Source organism: Streptomyces sp. NPDC093795, assembly GCF_044764665.1.
In the GTDB taxonomy this organism is placed as follows: Bacteria; Actinomycetota; Actinomycetes; order Streptomycetales; family Streptomycetaceae; genus Streptomyces.
Map to the genome: position 1 here is coordinate 35117 of NZ_JBIWIO010000002.1, position 17513 is coordinate 52629.

General features: G+C 71.2%; 13 protein-coding genes. 12 read left to right on the forward strand and 1 reads right to left on the reverse strand.

The features are described 5' to 3' along the window. The first annotated feature begins 6 nt into the window (after window positions 1-6). From ACIRB7_RS05185 to ACIRB7_RS05240, 12 genes are all read left to right on the forward strand, one after another. The gene (locus ACIRB7_RS05185; protein WP_403592590.1) at window positions 7-969 is read left to right on the forward strand and encodes a carbohydrate ABC transporter permease; all 963 of its coding nucleotides are present in this window, start codon (window positions 7-9) and stop codon (window positions 967-969) included. After that, complete coding sequence (locus ACIRB7_RS05190) at window positions 966-1823, forward strand: carbohydrate ABC transporter permease (protein WP_403592593.1); 858 nt, start codon at window positions 966-968, stop codon at window positions 1821-1823. The genes ACIRB7_RS05185 and ACIRB7_RS05190 overlap by 4 nt, the downstream gene beginning before the upstream one ends. A 4-nt stretch (window positions 1824-1827) precedes the next feature. After that, entirely contained in the window at window positions 1828-3462 is a 1635-nt protein-coding gene (locus ACIRB7_RS05195; RefSeq protein ID WP_403592596.1) for a beta-N-acetylhexosaminidase, read from the forward strand. 292 nt (window positions 3463-3754) lie between these two features. Then, window positions 3755-4630 carry an FAD binding domain-containing protein gene (locus ACIRB7_RS05200; RefSeq protein ID WP_403592598.1) on the forward strand — a complete coding sequence of 292 codons (876 nt, stop codon included), beginning with the start codon at window positions 3755-3757 and terminating at the stop codon, window positions 4628-4630. Beyond that, window positions 4627-6153, forward strand: coding sequence for a 2Fe-2S iron-sulfur cluster-binding protein (locus tag ACIRB7_RS05205; RefSeq protein WP_403592600.1), 1527 nt, complete (start codon window positions 4627-4629; stop codon window positions 6151-6153). The genes ACIRB7_RS05200 and ACIRB7_RS05205 overlap by 4 nt, the downstream gene beginning before the upstream one ends. Continuing rightward, window positions 6150-8471 (forward strand): xanthine dehydrogenase family protein molybdopterin-binding subunit, encoded by a 2322-nt coding sequence (locus ACIRB7_RS05210; protein WP_403592603.1) that lies wholly within the window; start codon window positions 6150-6152, stop codon window positions 8469-8471. Before ACIRB7_RS05205 ends, ACIRB7_RS05210 begins: the two co-directional genes overlap by 4 nt. Window positions 8472-8593: 122 nt before the next feature. After that, window positions 8594-9082, forward strand: a complete 489-nt coding sequence (locus ACIRB7_RS05215; protein ID WP_403592606.1) for a hypothetical protein — start codon at window positions 8594-8596, stop codon at window positions 9080-9082. A 44-nt stretch (window positions 9083-9126) separates the two neighbouring features. After that, window positions 9127-10683 (forward strand): hypothetical protein, encoded by a 1557-nt coding sequence (locus ACIRB7_RS05220; RefSeq protein WP_403592609.1) that lies wholly within the window; start codon window positions 9127-9129, stop codon window positions 10681-10683. Window positions 10684-10760: 77 nt separating this feature from the next. Continuing rightward, entirely contained in the window at window positions 10761-11933 is a 1173-nt protein-coding gene (gene mycP / locus ACIRB7_RS05225) for a type VII secretion-associated serine protease mycosin (protein WP_403594324.1), read from the forward strand. 32 nt (window positions 11934-11965) lie between these two features. Next, complete coding sequence (locus ACIRB7_RS05230; protein ID WP_403592612.1) at window positions 11966-12451, forward strand: hypothetical protein; 486 nt, start codon at window positions 11966-11968, stop codon at window positions 12449-12451. A 9-nt stretch (window positions 12452-12460) separates the two neighbouring features. Then, window positions 12461-14743, forward strand: a complete 2283-nt coding sequence (locus ACIRB7_RS05235; protein ID WP_403592615.1) for a hypothetical protein — start codon at window positions 12461-12463, stop codon at window positions 14741-14743. Between the two features lie 38 nt (window positions 14744-14781). Next, window positions 14782-15318 (forward strand): hypothetical protein, encoded by a 537-nt coding sequence (locus ACIRB7_RS05240; protein ID WP_403592618.1) that lies wholly within the window; start codon window positions 14782-14784, stop codon window positions 15316-15318. Between the two features lie 37 nt (window positions 15319-15355). Here ACIRB7_RS05240 and ACIRB7_RS05245 read toward each other — a convergent pair whose 3' ends face one another. Beyond that, window positions 15356-17467: a serine/threonine-protein kinase gene (locus tag ACIRB7_RS05245; RefSeq protein ID WP_403592620.1), complete on the reverse strand. Its 2112-nt coding sequence runs from the start codon at window positions 17465-17467 to the stop codon at window positions 15356-15358. Window positions 17468-17513 lie beyond the last annotated feature (46 nt).

The window sequence follows — 17513 nt, forward strand, 5'->3', positions numbered from 1 at the left end:
ATACGCATGACGACCCAGACCCCGCTCGCCCAGAAGCAGGCCGCGGCGGCCCCGCGTCCGGCCCCCCGGACCGCGCGCCGCCCCGGCATCAGGGGCCACCGTCCCTGGACCCCCTGGCTCTACCTCCTGCCCGCCCTCGCCGTCATCGGCGGACTCCTCGTCTACCCCGTCTACCAGCTCGGCCTGATCTCCTTCCTGGAGTACACCCAGGCCCAGGTCAGCGGCGGCGAACCGACCTCCTTCAAGGGCTTCGGCAACTACACGGCCCTCTTCGCCGACCCCCAGTTCCGGCAGGTCCTCCTCGCCACCGTCCTCTTCGCCGCCGCCTGCGTCGTCACCACGCTCGCCGTCGGCTGCGCCCTCGCCGTACTCCTCACGCGCGTGCGTGCCCTGCCCCGGCTCGTCCTGATGCTGGCCGCGCTCGGCGCCTGGGCCACGCCCGCGATCACCGGCTCCACCGTCTGGGTCTTCCTCTTCGACCCCGACTTCGGCCCCGTCAACAAGCTGCTCGGCCTCGGCGACTTCTCCTGGACGTACGGGCGGTACAGCGCCTTCGCCCTCGTCCTCCTCGAAGTCGTCTGGTGTTCCTTCCCGTTCGTGATGGTCACCGTCTACGCGGGCATCAAGGCCATCCCGTCCGAGGTCCTGGAGGCCGCCGCCCTCGACGGCGCCTCGCAGTGGCGGATCTGGCGCACGGTCATGGCGCCGATGCTCCGGCCGATCCTGGTCGTCGTCACGATCCAGTCGATCATCTGGGACTTCAAGGTCTTCACCCAGATCTACGTGATGACGAACGGCGGCGGCATCGCCGGCCAGAACCTCGTCCTCAACGTCTACGCCTACCAGAAGGCCTTCGCCTCCTCCGAGTACAGCCTCGGCTCGGCGATCGGCGTCGTCATGCTGCTGATCCTGCTGGCCGTGACGCTGGTCTACCTGCGCCTGCTGCGACGACAGGGAGAAGAGCTGTGACCACATTCCGCATCAGGCGGCCCGCACGACCGGCACGACCCGGACGCCTCGCCGCCGAGGCCGTCACCCTGCTCGTCGCCGCCGCCGTCGCCCTCCCGCTGTACTGGATGGTCCTCTCGGCCTTCAAACCGGCGGGCGAGATCCAGTCCACGAACCCGCGGCCCTGGACGCTGTCCCCGTCCCTCGACTCCTTCCGGCGCGTCTTCGAACAGCAGGAGTTCGGCCGCTACTTCCTCAACTCGCTGATCGTGGCGGGCACGGTCGTCCTCGCCTCCGCCCTCATCGCCTTCCTCGCGGCGACGGCCGTCACCCGGTTCCGCTTCCGGTTCCGGACGACGCTGCTCATCATGTTCCTGGTGGCCCAGATGGTGCCGGTCGAGGCCCTCACCATCCCGCTGTTCTTCCTCATGCGGGACGCCGGTCAGCTCAACACCCTCGGCTCGCTGATCCTGCCGCACATCGCCTTCTCGCTGCCGTTCGCGATCTGGATGCTGCGCGGCTTCGTCAAGGCGGTGCCGGAGGCGCTGGAGGAGCAGGCCCAGATCGACGGCGCGAGCCGCACCCGGTTCCTGTGGCAGATCCTCTTCCCGCTGGTCTTCCCCGGCCTGGTCGCGACGAGCGTCTTCTCGTTCATCTCGACCTGGAACGACTTCCTCTTCGCGAAGTCGTTCCTCATCAGCGACACCTCGCAGTCGACCCTCCCGATGGCGCTGCTCGTCTTCTTCAAGCCCGACGAGAACGACTGGGGAGGAATCATGGCCGGGTCGACCGTGATGACGGTCCCGGTGCTCGTCTTCTTCGTACTCGTACAGCGCCGTCTGGTCTCCGGGCTGGGCGGGGCGGTGAAGGACTGACGCGATGACCTCCGACCGTGACCTGATCCCGGCACCCTCACGGGTCGAAGGACCGTACCGCCGCGCCTTCCTCCTCGACCGGCGGACCACCCTGAGCGCCGCCCCCGGCACCGAGACCACCGCACGCTGGCTGCGCACCACGCTCGGCGCCGCCTTCGGGCTCCCGCTGCCGGACGCGGCCGACGAGAACGCCACCGACAGCATCCGGCTGCGCGTCGACGACACCCTCGCCCCCGAGGCGTACCGGCTCCACGTCCTGATGAGCCAGGTCGTCGAGATCACGGGCGGCAGTCCTGCGGGTGTCTTCTGGGGTGCCCAGACCCTGCGGCAACTGCTCGGTCCCGAGGCGTACCGCGCGGCGCCCCTGGGAGCGAAGCCGGTCGCGGGCCTGATGGCACAGACGATCGAGGACGCCCCCCGCTTCGGCTGGCGCGGCCTCCTCCTCGACGTCTCCCGGCACTTCCTCCCCAAGGACGACGTCCTGCGCTACCTCGACCTCCTCGCCGCCCACAAGCTCAACGTCTTCCACTTCCACCTCACCGACGACCAGGGCTGGCGGATCGAGATCAAGCGCCACCCCCGGCTCACCGAGGTCGGCTCCTGGCGGGCCCGCAGCAAGTGGGGACACCGGGCCTCGCCGCTCTGGGACGACACCCCGCACGGTGGCTTCTACACCCAGGACGACATCCGCGAGATCGTCGCGTACGCCGCCGAGCGGCACATCACCGTCGTCCCCGAGATCGACCTCCCCGGCCACTCGCAGGCCGCCATCGCCGCGTACCCCGAACTCGGCAACACCGACGTCGTGGACACCACCGCCCTCACCGTCTGGGACACCTGGGGCGTCAACCCGAACATCCTCGCTCCCACCGAGGCCGTCCTGCGCTTCTACGAGGGCGTCTTCGAGGAGGTCCTCGACCTCTTCCCCTCGACCTTCGTCCATGTGGGCGGCGACGAGTGCCCCAAGGACCAGTGGAAGGCCTCCCCGGCCGCGCAGGCCAGGATCCAGGAGCTGGGGGTGGGGGACGAGGAAGGCCTCCAGTCCTGGTTCATCCGCCACTTCGACCGCTGGCTCACCGCCCGCGGCAGGCGCCTCATCGGCTGGGACGAGATCCTGGAGGGCGGCCTCGCCGAGGGCGCGGCCGTCTCCTCCTGGCGGGGGTACGGGGGCGGGATCGCCGCCGCGGAGGCCGGGCACGACGTCGTCATGTGCCCCGAGCAGCAGGTGTACCTGGACCACCGTCAGGCGCCGGGCGAGGACGAGCCGATGCCCATCGGGTACGTCCGCACCCTGGAGGACGTCTACCGCTTCGAGCCCGTTCCGCCGGGCCTCTCGCCCGAGGCCGCCGCCCACATCCTGGGCACCCAGGCCAACGTCTGGACCGAGGTCATGGAGAACCGCGCCCGGATCGACTATCAGGTCTTCCCGCGCCTCGCCGCCTTCGCCGAGGTCGCCTGGTCCGCCCTGCCCGCGCCGGGGGCGCGCGACTACGCCGGTTTCGAGCGCCGTATGGAGACCCACTACCGGCGCCTGGACGCCCTCGGCGTCGACTACCGGCCGCCCGCGGGACCCCAGCCCCGGCAGCGGCGCCCGGGGGTCGCCGGGCGCCCTCTGGAGGGCACGCCCCCGATCGTGTGAGAGACCCGGCGCCGACTCGACCACGACCCGGCGCCGGTCCACCGTCGACCTGACCACGACCCCGCCCCGGCCCGGCGTCCCCCCGTCACCCAAGAGCGGCGAAACGGAAGTTACCGTCGCTCCTCGGGGCGTCCCGGACGGAACCGTCCTTCGCGGACCCTCGCGCCGGACCGCTCGGAAGATGTGCCAGAGTTGCCACGTCCGGCGTGTGAGCACGTACGGTACGCCCACACGCAGGCGCGACCGCCGGGCACAGTCGGGGACCACCGGGACACCGGGAAGGGGCAGCGGGTTGACCACGCACGCACCACAGACGGCGCAGTCCGTGACGCTGCCCGCCTCGCTCGACGAGGCCGTGGCGGCGCTCACGGCCATGCCGGCCGCCGTCCCCGTCGCCGGTGGCACCGACCTCATGGCCGCCGTCAACAAGGGCCAGCTCCGCCCCGCCGGACTCGTCGGCCTCAGCCGCATCAACGAGATCCGCGGCTGGCAGTACCAGGACGGACACGCCCTTCTCGGCGCGGGCCTCACCCACGCCCGGATGGGCCGCCCCGACTTCGCCGCCCTCATCCCGGCCCTCGCCGCCGCCTCCCGCGCCGCGGGACCGCCCCAGATCCGTAACGCGGGCACCCTCGGCGGCAACGTCGTCACCGCCGCGCCCACCGGCGACTCGCTGCCCGTCCTCGCCGCCCTCGAAGCCGACCTGGTCGTCCTCGGGCCGCTCGGCAGCCGCGAGATCCCCGTCTCCCACCTGCTCGCGGGCCGCGACCTCCTCGCCCCCGGCGAGCTCGTCGCCTTCGTCCGCGTCCCGCTGCTCCACGCCCCCCAGGTCTTCGTCAAGGCCACCGGCCGTACCGGCCCCGCCCGCGCCACCGCCTCCGTCGCCGTCGTCCTCGACCCGGGCAGGCGCGGGGTGCGCTGCGCGGTCGGCGCCGTCGCGCCGATGCCCCTGCGCCCGCTGGAAGCCGAGCGCTGGATCGCCTCGCTCGTGGACTGGGACAACGACCGGGGCCTCGCGCCCGAGGCGCTCGCGGCGTTCGGCGAGTACGTCGCCGCCGCCTGCATCCCGGACCCGCCGGGCGACGAGGCGTTGCCCCCGGCCGTACTGCACCTGCGGCGCACCGTCGCCGCACTCGCCCGACGGGCACTGGGGAGGGCACTGTCGTGAGCAGCAACGAACAGCACGAGCACGAGGGCGGGAGCCCGGGCGGCTGGGAGCCGATCCCGCAGAGCGAGGGGTACGACGGGGACGCGACCGCGTTCGTCCAGCTGCCGCCGGACTTCATGCTGGACGGCGTACCCCTGGAGGCCCCCGGCCACGGCTACGTACCGCCGATGATCACCCCGCTCCAGCCCCTCACCCCGTCGCCGGCGACGGACCCGGCGGCGACGGGCACGTGGGCGGTGCACCTGCCGGCGCAGGCGGAGCAGACGCGGTACGCGGAGCAGACGCAGTACTTCGACGGGAACGAGTACGCCGAGCAGGGCCAGGCGCGGTACTTCCCGCAGCAGGGCGCCGAGTACGCGGAGCGGCCCGAGCACTTCGGGCAGGCTCCGGCGGGGCAGGCCGAGCACGTCGAGTACGGCGAGCAGGACCCGCACGCGACGGCCGAGTGGCGTTTCACGGGCGCGATGGCGCCTGCGGGACCCGGCTCCACGGGCCAGTGGGAGATCCCGGCCGTACCGGATACGAGGGACTCCGTGGAGGCGGCTGAGACCGAGGCCCCCGGGCCGGGGGCGCAGGTCGACGCGGGCGAGTTCGCCGCCTCGGCCATCAGGCCGTACGCCGAGGCGCCGGCGACCCTGCCGGGCGGCGCGCCCGCGCCGTGGGCGCTCCCGGAGGAGCCGGCCGCGGAAGTCACGGACCGGCAGGTGGAGGCCGGTGAGCCGGCCGAAGCGGAGGCCGAGGCACCGGCGGAGGCATTCGCAGAGGCCTCGGGAGAGGCATTGGCAGAGGCTCCGACGGACGCTCCGGTCGAGCCGACCGACGACACGACGGACACGCCCGAAGCGACGACGGCCGCCACCCCGGCCGTCCCCGCCCAGGCGGCCGCCCCCGAGGACACGCCCACCGCCGACGAGAGCGCCAACGGGAGCGTGAGCGCCCACGCCTCCACCGACAGCGACGAGCACCCCCACACCTCGTACACGCTCCGGGTGAACGGCGCGGACCGCCCCGTGACCGGCTCCTGGATCGGCGAGTCCCTGCTGTACGTCCTGCGGGAGCGTCTCGGTCTCGCAGGAGCCAAGGACGGCTGCTCGCAGGGCGAGTGCGGCGCGTGCAACGTGCAGGTCGACGGCCGCCTCGTCGCCTCCTGCCTCGTCCCGGCGGCGACCGCCGCCGGAAGCGAGGTGCGGACGGTCGAGGGCCTCGCGGCCGACGGGGAGCCCTCCGACGTGCAGCGGGCCATGGCCAGGTGCGGCACCGTCCAGTGCGGCTTCTGCATCCCCGGCATGTGCATGACCGTGCATGACCTGCTTGAGGGCAACCACGCCCCCACGGAGCTCGAGACCCGCCAGGCGCTGGCCGGAAACCTGTGCCGCTGCTCGGGCTACCGGGGCGTGCTCGAAGCCGTACGGGACGTCGTCGCCGAGCGCGAGGCGAGCGCGGCCGCCACCGCGTCCGAGGGCGCGGGCGAGCCCCGTGTCCCGCACCAGATTCCGCACCCGCACGACGGAGGCATGGCGTGAGCACCGACGCGACCACCGCCGTTCCCACGGCTCTGGACATCCCCGGCCCCCTGGGCCAGGAGCAGGCCGCGCACGGCCTCGGCACCTCGCTCCCGCAGGCCGAGGCACGCGCGAAGACCGAGGGCACCTTCCCGTACGCCTCCGACCTGTGGGCCGAGGGGCTGCTCTGGGCGGCGATCCTGCGTTCCCCGCACCCCCACGCGCGCGTGGTGTCCGTCGACACCAGCGCCGCGGCGGCCATGCCGGGCGTACGGGCCGTGGTGACGGCCGCCGACGTGCCGGGCGCGGCGACGTACGGCCGGCAGGTCGCGGACCGTCCGGTCTTCGCGTCGGACCTGGTCCGGCACCACGGCGAGGCACTCGCGGCGGTCGCCGCCGACCATCCGGACACGGCCCGGCTCGCCGCCGCGGCGATCACCGTCGAGTACGAGGTGCTCGACCCGGTGACGGACCCGGAGAAGGCGTTCGCGGCCGAGGCGCTGCACCCCGACGGGAACCTGATCCGGCACATCCCGCTGCGCTTCGGAGACCCGGACGCGGCGGGCGAGGTCGTCGTCGAGGGCCTGTACCGGATCGGGCGCCAGGACCCGGCGCCGATCGGCGCGGAGGCGGGTCTCGCCGTGCCGCGCCCGGACGGCGGGGTGGAGCTCTACACCGCGTCCACCGACCCGCACACCGACCGGGACCTGGCGGCCGCCTGCTTCGGCCTTCCGCCCGAGCAGGTCAAGCTGGTCGTCACCGGTGTCCCCGGCGCCACGGGCGACCGTGAGGACCCGGGCTTCCAGATCCCGCTGGGCCTGCTGGCGCTGCGTACCGGCTGCCCGGTGAAGCTCACTGCCACGCGCGAGGAGTCGTTCCTCGGCCACGCCCACCGCCACCCGACCCTGCTGCGCTACCGGCACCACGCCGACGCGGAGGGGCGCCTGGTGAAGGTGGAGGCGCAGATCCTGCTCGACGCGGGCGCGTACGCGGACTCCTCGTCGGAGTCCCTCGCGGCGGCGGTGGCCTTCGCCTGCGGCCCGTACGTCGTGCCGCACGCCTTCGTCGAGGGCTGGGCGGTCCGTACGAACAACCCGCCGTCCGGCCATGTGCGGGGCGAGGGCGCGATGCAGGTGTGCGCGGCCTACGAGGCGCAGATGGACAAACTGGCGGCGAAACTGGGCGTGGACCCGGCCGAGCTGCGTATGCGGAACGTCATGGCGACGGGCGACATCCTGCCGACCGGCCAGACGGTGACCTGCCCGGCCCCGGTCGCGGAACTCCTGGCTGCCGTACGTGACTTCCCGCTCCCGCCCCTCCCCAAGGACACCCCGGAGGGCGACTGGCTGCTGCCCGGCGGCCCCGAGGGCGCGGGCGAACCGGGCGCGGTGCGGCGCGGCGTCGGCTACGCGCTCGGCATGGTGCACATGCTGGGCGCGGAGGGCACCGACGAGGTGTCGACGGCGACGGTACGGGTGCAGGACGGGGTGGCGACGGTCATCTGCTCGGCGGTGGACACCGGTTCGGGCTTCTCGACGCTCGCGCGCCAGATCGTGCAGGACACCCTCGGCATCGACGAGGTGCACGTCGCGCCCGTCGACACCGACCAGCCGCCGGCGGGCCCGGCCGCGCACGGCCGCCACACCTGGGTCTCGGGCGGGGCGGTGGAACGGGCCGCGAAGATGGTCCGTACGCAGCTTCTCCAGCCGCTGGCCCACCAGTTCGGCATGTCGACGGAGCTCCTCCAGATCACCGACGGCAAGATCACCTCGTACGACGGGGTCCTCTCGACGACGGTCAGCGAGGCGATGGACGGCAAGGAACTCTGGGCCACGGCCCAGTGCCGCCCGCACCCCACGGAGCCCCTCGACGACTCGGGCCAGGGCGACGCGTTCGTCGGCCTGGCGTTCTGCGCGATCCGCGCGGTGGTCGACGTGGACATCGAACTCGGCGCCGTACGCGTCGTGGAGATGGCCGTCGCCCAGGACGTCGGCCGCATCCTCAACCCGGCCCAGCTCACCACCCGCATCGAGGCGGGCGTCACGCAAGGCGTCGGCGCGGCCCTGACGGAGAACCTCCGCACCGCCCGCGGCCTGGTCCGGCACCCCGACTTCACGGGCTACGCACTCCCGACATCCCTGGACGCCCCGGACATTCGCATCGTGAAACTGGTCGAGGAACGCGACGTGGTGGCCCCCTTCGGCGCCAAGGCCGCAAGCGCGATCCCCGTCGTCACCTCACCCGCCGCAGTGGCCGCAGCGGTACGCGCCGCAACGGGCCGCCCGGTCAACCGCCTCCCGATCCGCCCCCAGGCAGCGGTCGCCGTGCCCAATTCGTAACCATGTGATGTCCGTTGCTTGTGCAACCCCGGGGTGCGCACTGTCGTCGTTCCCAACTACAGTGAACTTCTAGACTTGTGCGGTACACAGCATGGTTGTTCACACGGGGGAGGAGCGCGGGCATGGAAGCCTACGTGGGCGGGGGCGCGTACGGGATGCAGGCGATGAGCGCGGATGCCGTGCGCTACAACTCCGAGTCGATGACGGAGTTCAAGGCCAGTATCGACGGACTGATCGAGATGCTCACTTCGTCCGAGGCCGACACGGGCAAGATGAAGGCCGACCCGGTGACGCGCAATCAGTTCGGCGGCGGAGGCGCGGCCTGGATCGAGGCGCACGGCGTGTACGACTCGTACAACGCCGTCCTCGCGCAACTGACGGATCTGTCCGGCCTGTTGAAGGACTGCCTGGAAGGTCTCGGCATCGCTGTCGTCGCGTCCAAGGACGGCTTCGAGCAGATGGACGAGGACACCAAGCGAAAGATGATCAACATCCACGATCGGACCTGGGACGCCAAGGAGAAGGCGGACAAGGACGCGGGTCGGAGTGCTCCGCCGAGCCAGGGCAGCAGGACCGGCAAGGACCCGGAGAACGACAGCTCCTTCCAGTAGAACGACGCGGACAGAACACAGGGGACACGGGGAAGAGGCAGCAGATGAGTCCTGCAGAGGGCGGCGGCGGCAGCGGCGGAACGAACTTCCGCTCCATGGAACATCAGCAGATGCTGGATTGGCTGGACGAAGCCGAGACGTACCCGGTGAGGAACGCTGCCGATCGCTTGAAGGCGGCGGCCGCGGAACTGGAGCGTATCGCCGACCAGCTGAAGAACCGGACAGGCCGGGTGGACTGGAAGGGCGAGGCGGAGAAGGCGTTCACTGAGTGGGCCGCGGATGTGGTGAGCTCGACGCACTCGCTCAGCAAGTACAGCACTCTGGCCGCCGCCCAGATGGACGCAGCCTCCCAGGCGATGGCCTCCGCGAAGAGCGCGATTCCTCGCTACACCACCCCTGGGGCGGCCAAGGCGAGCCTCGAAGCCGCCAAGAACCACCGCAACGACCCCGACTCAGCGACCATCGCGCGCGACGCCCAGAAGTCGGTGACCGCCGACACGGATCTGGCAGCCATCGATGCCAAGAGGAGGGCGAACCAGCAGGCGGCGGCAGCCGAGATGGAGAAGTTGTCCAGCGCGTACTACTGGTCGAGCTTCCACATGAAGGCTCTCGCGCCGCCGACGTTCCCGCCGCCGCCGGGTGACTTCGTGCCGGCGAACAGTGGGCACCTCAGGGAGGGGACCTCCTCGAACGGCTACCCCTCGTCGCAGGGCGAGAGGTACTCCGGGAACACGGAGACGAGCACGGGGACGCACACCACGCGCGTGCCCTCGCACACTCCGACCACGCCCGACTCGCAGACCTCGGTGCCACCGTCCCAGGACACGAACGGGCCGACGCAAGTCATCCGCCCTGAGGTCCGGCCGGACGTGACGCCCGAAGTCCCCGTGGACCTCGGCATCGACAGCGTGGACACCCTGCCGCACACGCCGACCGGGCCGACGACGCAGACCCCCGGCGGTCCGCCGCCGGTCACCAAGCCGGACGGGGCTACACCGCCGTTCGTCACCACCGGCGTCCCTCCGCTGCAGGTGAAGGGCAACCCGGGGCCCCAGGGCCGCACCATGCCCGTCACCGGCGGCACCGGCAACCCGCGCGGCCCGATCACCGGCGGCCCGCGCGGCCTGCCGGGCGTCCCCGGCCCGCTCGGCGGCACCCGCGAGGGCATCAGCGGCGGCCGTGCGGTGCCCAGCACCACGGGCAGGCCCACGACCGGCATCCCGCGCAGCACCGTCATCGGCACCGAGGCCGGCGGTCGCAACGGCACGGCCATGGGCCGCGGCCCGATGGGCGGCGGTATGGGCGGCGCGATGGGCGGCGGCATGGGCGCCGGACAGAACGGCATCAGCGGCGGCCGCCGCCTCGCCGGCGAGACCGGCGGAGTGGTCGGCGGCAAGGCGCAGCGCGCCGGCGCGGCAGGTGCCGTAGGCGGTGCCGCACGCCCCTTCACGCCCGGTGGCTCCGGCCTCGTCCGCGGAGGCTCCACGCCGGCCGGTCGCGAGCGCGAGGAACAGAACGGCGAGCGTCCCGACTATCTTGTCGAGGACGAGGAGACCTGGCAGCAGGGCAACCGCCGCACGGCGCCGCCCGTCATCGACTGATCAGCGCGAGGAAGCAGATGTCTACCAGCAGTATTCGTCGGAGTCGTTTCCGAGTCACCGCCTCGGCCGCCTTGGGGATGCTGCTGGTGGGCATCGCTTCCGTCCCCGCCCACGCGGAGGGCGTCAAGCAGTGGCAGCTGGACGCCTTCGGCGCCAAGGAGATCTGGCAGCTGAGCACGGGCAAGGGCGTCACCGTCGCGGTCATCGACAGCGGTGTCGACAAGACGCTTCCGGACCTGCGGGGTCAGGTACTCAAGGGCAAGAACCTCGAACCGAACAAAACCGGTGACGAGTTCACCGACTACGCCGGCCACGGCACCGGTATGGCCGCCCTCATCGCGGGCACGGGCAAGGCCAACGGAGGTCAGGGCGCGTACGGGCTGGCTCCTGGAGCCAAAATCCTGCCCGTGCGCGTGCCGGCGGTAGGCGGCAAGATGAGCCAGGCCGCAGCCAACCGTGCGTTCAACAAGTTCATGCCTGAAGCCATCCGCTTCGCCGTCGACTCCGGTGCCAAGGTCGTCAACATCTCGCTGGGCGCCTCGGAGGGGTCACCGCAGCTCACGGAAGCTGTGAAGTACGCCCTGGACAAGGACGCCCTGGTCTTCGCGGCCGTCGGCAACACCGGCGACAAGAGAAACCAGAAGGAGTACCCGGGGGCGACCCCCGGCGTCGTCGGTGTCGGCGCTGTCGACAGCAAGGCGACACACATCCCGATGTCCCAGTCCGGCGCACAGGTCGACCTTGCCGCCCCGGGCAAGGACACGGTCTCCGCCTGTGCCGCCGGTACCTGCACGTCCAGCGGTACCAGTGATGCCAGCGCCCTCACCGCCGCCGCCGCCGCGCTCATCTGGTCGAAGCACCCCGACTGGACCAACAACCAGGTCCTCAAGGTCATGCTCAACACCGTCGCCAAGCCCTCCGGGGGCGAGGAGCGCAGCGACTTCATCGGCTACGGGGTCATCCGCCCGCTTCGTGCGCTGAAGACGCCCGGCGACCCCGGCCCGGCCGGTGTCCGTCCCATCGAGGATCTCGAGGAGACCATCACGGCGGCTCCGTCGGCCTCTGCGTCGGCCTCTGCGTCGGCCCCCCAGGCCTCCGCCGACTCCCCCGCGCCGGCACCGGCACCCGCGCCGCAGGCGGCGAGCGACGAGGGCGGCGACACCGGCCTCTGGATCGGCCTCGGAATCGGCGCGGCCGTGCTGATCGGTGCCGCGGTCGCCGTGACCGTGCTCCGCTCACGCCGCGTGTGAGGTCACGCCCGCATCCCTTATAGGCTGGGCTGTTGACGTACCTCAACTACTGGGGCGTAGGAGAGCGCATGTCGTTTGATCAGGAGTGGGCGTCCGCGCGCTCGCAGGCCGTCGAGACGGTGTCCATGCGGCTCAACACCGTGGACGACGGGAACGGTGGGCGAGGCGGCCCGGGGACCCGCCTGCACGTCGACGCCAAGGTTCTGGACGGCCGAGCCAGAGCAGCGGAGACGATCCTGGAGAACTTCGTCCACGCCGACGACGCCGCGGCCAAAGAGACCTCGCAGGTGGGTGGTTCCCTGAAGGGCTTCAAGTCGGCTGCGGGGTTCAAGGTCTTCCAGACGCGTTGGGACTCCCAGACGGCCTATGTCCGAGGCCTCTTGAGCGACAAGGTCGTCGGGGCCCTGCGGGGTGCCGCATCGGATTTCCGGGATGAGGAGAGGCGCCGCGCCCTCGCCATGAAGGGGATGGACGACGGTAAGAACGGCGAGTCCTCCGAGTCGAATGCCAAGGGGTGAGGTCGAGGCATGCCTGTGACGTACGAGCAGCTGAAGAACGTCGATCTCGGACCCCTCATGGAAGCCGTCACGCAGTGGAAGAGGCTCCCTGGCGCGTTCTCGGAGATCCAACGGTCCTTCGGATCGACCGTGACCCAGAACCTGCGGGATTCGGACTGGACCGGCGAGGCAGCCGAGGCCGCGTACGGGACATTCACCGTCGTTGAACAGGAGATCTTCGCGGCAGCTGAGGAGGCGCGGGACGTCCACGCTCTCCTGAGCAGCGCTCACAGCCGGTTCAGCGCGGCCCAGAAGAGCATCCGCGACGTCGAGTCGGCAGTGGCCGGCGACCGTTACATGAGGATCTCCCCGGAAGGGAGGGTCCATCTCCTCATCTCTCCGGAAGAGGCCGATCAGTCCGGGATCATTCAGAAGTCCTACAGTGACGCCGTTCACAGCTACAACGACGCCATCAAGCGAGCGGTCGCCGATGCCGGTGAGGCCGACGAGGCCCTCCACTACGCACTCTCCCAGGACCACAACGGACGCGAACGGGGTTTCGACGCCGACACGGCCAACAGCGTCGACGCCGCCCTGGCGCAGCGGAAGGCGGCGGAGAAGGACGCCGAGGCGGCGAAGGCGCTCGCGCTCGACGCCATCGCCGGGAAGAACCTGAGCACGGAGCAGCTCGAGAAGCTCAATCAGCTCATGGCGGCTCATGAAGGAGACCCCCACTTCGCGGAGAAGTTCGCCGTGGGTCTCGGACCGCGCGGCACGGTGAACTTCTGGCAGTCCGTCGCCGACAAGCAGGACACCGGCGACAAGGAGACCGCTGCCCTGGCGGACCTGCAGAAGTCCCTCGGGTACACGCTCGCAACGGCCACCCATTCCGACAGCCCGGCCATGCAGGGCTGGAAGAGCGGCATGGTGGACATCGGTCCCGAGCGCATCAAGGAGATCGACTACCGTGCCGGGGCCCAGACGACGGGGCCGTACAGCTTCCAGGTGATGAGCAGTCTCCTGCGGTACGGGCAGTACGACACGGACTTCCTCAAGAAGTACGGCAAGGATCTCCTGGCCTTCGAGCAGGCCAGTGGCGGCAAGGCGAGCGACCTGTGGCGCCCCGACGGAGCGATGTACCGTCTGAACGTCGGTGGCACGGACCGCGGTCAGGATCCGATGGCGGGCTATATGGAGGCCCTCGGTCACAACCCCGAGGCGGCTAAGGCGCTGTTCCAGTCGGAGAACTGGCGCAGTGACGACTCCGGCAACAGCTCGAACACCGAAGAGATGGATCCTGAGTTGAGGTATCTCCTCGAAGAGCGTCAGTGGCCCGACGACGGTGTCCGGGACGAGGACAAGGACGTCGGGGCCGGCTGGGACGAACTGGGACACGCCCTGGAAGCGGCCACGCTGGGGGTCCCCTACGACGCGCAGGACCTCGGCGTTCGCAGGGACGCGGTCTCCGCCAACATCATGGAGCAGGTGGTGACCTCTGTCGCCGACGACACCGACTTCTTGAAGGACAGGGCGGGCATCGGGGAGAGTCTGGGGCGGATGGGCGCCGGATACATCGACGACCTGAACTGGGGGCTGGCGAGCGAGGGTCTCGCCACCGGTTCCTCCGACCCGGACGACGTGTTCCGCCACCACGGACCGGACCACATGTCGGTCAACGAATCGGTCGCGCGTAAATTCCTGCAGATCGCCGCTCAGGAGGACGGAAACTACCAGCTTCTCTCGGCCTCCCAGCAGGCGTTCACCGACAGCGCGATGGTGGCCTACCCCGACGACCTCGAGAAGGCGCGGATGGCTTCCAACGCGGGCGCCTATGCGTTCGGTGCGCTCACCGAGGGGCGGATCAGCGAGATCAACGCCACGTACAAGGACGCCGAGGACAAGGCGAACCTCGAATACGCCAAGAGCGCGGCTTGGAAGCAAGCAGGGCTCAGCCTGGGGCTGAGTGCGGGTGTCGGGGTGGCGGTGACACCCTTCCTGGGTCCGACAGCCGGTGTGGCGGCACAGACCCTCGTGCCGTTGCTCGTCGATGCGGGGAGCTCCGCGCTGGAGACCTACTGGGGCAACGGGTTCAGTGAAGAGGCTCTGGAGAACGAAGCCGACTTCACCAGCAAGGCCGCTCTCGACGCGGAGGGGTTCGGCGAGCTGAGCAAGGAGAGAGCACAGAGCGCGCTGATGAACTACCTGGAACTGCACGACGTGCCGCCTGAGAAGCGGACCACCCTCTTTCAGGAGTCGCTCAACGCGTACGACCGTGGGGCCGGGACCGCCGACAGGATGGACGGCAACAAGTGAACCGGCGACTCAGGTGTGGTGTGGCTGGGGCCGGCGCGATGGTGGTGTTGCTCGCCGGATGCGGGACCGCGGACGAGGAGCCGCCGGGAACCGTGGCCATCGGGGAGACGTGCGGTGGGTTCTCGGAGCCGGCGGCACGGGCACTGGAGAGGCTGGCCCGGACCGGTCGGGCCGTGGCCGAACGCGCACGTGAGCTGTCCTCGTTCGACGATCGCGCGCACTTGTGGTCCAGCAACGGCCAGCCTGTCTGCGTGATCCGGCTGGTCGGCGGCGACAAGGCGGACAGCCTGGTGAGGTTCTCCTTCGCGAGGGTTCCCAAGGCGCCGAACCTCGACAGGACCGGGGGTTCCGCCGAGGCGCTCGTAGGGTTGGAGGGGTACTCGATCGCGGGTGAGGCGAAACTCTGGTTCCGCTGCGGGGACCTGGGTGTCGTCCTGGGGTGGATGACGACCCGGGGCACGTCGGACGACGACCCTGCGGACCGCAATGTCGTCCTCCAGGATCTCGTCCACCGCGCCACCGTGGCGTGGGGCTGTGCGGACGAGGCGAAGGTACCCGGACCGGGGAATGCCTGAGCCCGGGAAGGAGCGGCTGTAGCCGCGTAGGGGCCCCTCACTCGCCGTAGACCGGCATGGCCGCGATCCGGCCGCCGCGTGCGATGAAGACGCGGTGGGCGTCACTCACGAGCTGGTACGGACCCTGGCGCTCCATCGTCGCGGTGAACAGGGTGGCGGTGGCGGTCTTGTTCACCACCCGGACAGTGCTGTCGTCGGGTTCGGGCAGCCAGACCGTCCCGCCCTCCACCGCTGGGGCGGTGCGGGTGCCGGTCGTGCTGCCGATCTCGCCCAGGACCTCCATCCATTCCGTGCTCGCGCGGCCGGAATCCGCGAGGGTGCTGAAGCGGTAGGCCTGGTAACCGTCGACGGCGATCACCGATGTGCCGTCGGTGGCCGGGCTGGCCCAGCCCAGCCGCTCGTCGCCGAAGTTCCGGGACTCCTCCTCCCACAGGAAACTGCCCTCGTCGAGACGCCTGGCCATCAGGGAGGGGCCGCCGAGATACACGGTGTCGCCACCGATCGCGGGGGCTTGACCGTGGGTGCCCTGGCCCTTGATCTTCCATACGGTCTCGCCCGTCGTGGTGTCCACGACGTCGACCTGTCCGTCCCGGCCGTGGACCACGAGCCGCTTCCCGCCGGTGGCCGCCTTCGCGGGGCCGTTCGGGGAGCGCGGGGACGTCATCGGGCGGGTCCAGGCCGTCTTGCACGTCCAGGCGTCGACGGCGCTCAGTTCGTTGTCCTTCGTCACGAGGTAGACGTGGGTGTCGTCGGCCGCGAGAAGGTGCTCGACGTCGGACCGGGTCTGCCAGACGGGCTTGCCGGTGGAGGCGACGAACGCGTTCAGGACGCCGTTTCCGTCGGCGCCGACGACGAGCCGGTCGGCGACGGAGACGAAACCGGCGTCCGCGTCGATGTCCTTGGCCCGCCACCGCTCCTTCCCGTCGGTGACGGACAGGGCGAGCAGGTCGCCCGTCTTCGCCTGCACGATCAGTACATCGCGTACGGGCAGCGGGAGATGGCCGTTCGGAGCGGTGACGTCGAGAGGGCCCCACAGCGCATCCGGGGCCTTGCCCGGCTCGCTGTCGATGAGCGAGACGAAGGCCGCCTCGGGGGTGGCGACGGCCGGGGGCACGGCCGCGGTCGGGGACTTCGCTCCGTCGCGGTTCAGCCACCAGGCCCCGACCCCGCCGCCCGCGCCGAGGACGGCCACGCCCACCGCCGCGCCGGTGAGGAAGCGGCGCCGTGACGGTGACGCGGCGGGTACAGAGGTGTCCGCGGGCGCTGTCAGACGCTTCGTGGCCGTCTCGCGCCGCTTGATGTCGTCGGCGAGCGGGCCCTTGCGCCAGGCGCGGTCGGCGCCCTTCGGCGGGGCGAAGGCCTCGGCGATCCGCGGGGGCGCGGGGCGGTGGACCGGATCCTTCGCCAGGCACGGGCCGATCAGCTCCTGGAGCCCCGGCGGCACCAGGCTCAGGTCCGGGGCGCCGTGCACGACCTCGTACTGGACCGCCGCCACGTGCGCGCCGTCGAAGGTGCGCCGCCCGCTCGCCGCGTACGCGAGGACCGCGCCGAGGGAGAACACGTCCGACGCCGGTCCGACGCGCTGACCGAGGACCTGCTCCGGGGCCCCGTACCCCGGCGTCACCGGGATCTGGCCCGTCGTCGTGAGGGTCAGGCCGTGTTCGGGTCGCGCGATGCCGAAGTCGATGACCCGCGGGCCGGTCGAAGTGAGCACGATGTTCGCGGGCTTGAGGTCACGGTGGACCAGACCGGCCGCGTGGATGTCGTGCAGGGTACGGGCGAGCTGGGCGGCCAGGGCGCGCACGGTGGCCTCGTCCATCGGCCCGTACGCACCGACAGCCTCGTCCAGTGTCGGGCCGGCGAGGAACTCGGCCGCGATCCACGGCCGGCCGCCCTCGGTCTGTGCCCCCAGGACCCGCGCCACGCCCTTGCTGGTGACGGCCCGCGCCATGTCGGCCTCGCGGACGAACCGCTGGGCGAGGTGCTGGTCATGGGCGAGTTCGGGGCGGAGGACCTTGACGGCGGCGGGGACTCCGGCGCCGTCCCTGCCGACGTACACCTTGCCCATGCCGCCCTCACCGAGGACGCCGAGGAGGCGGTACGGGCCGAGCCGGAGCGGGTCGCCGGTGGCGAGGGGCTGCGTGGTCACGAGGCTGCTTTCCAGGACGAGGGGGAAGGGGGCGTGCAGGCCGGTG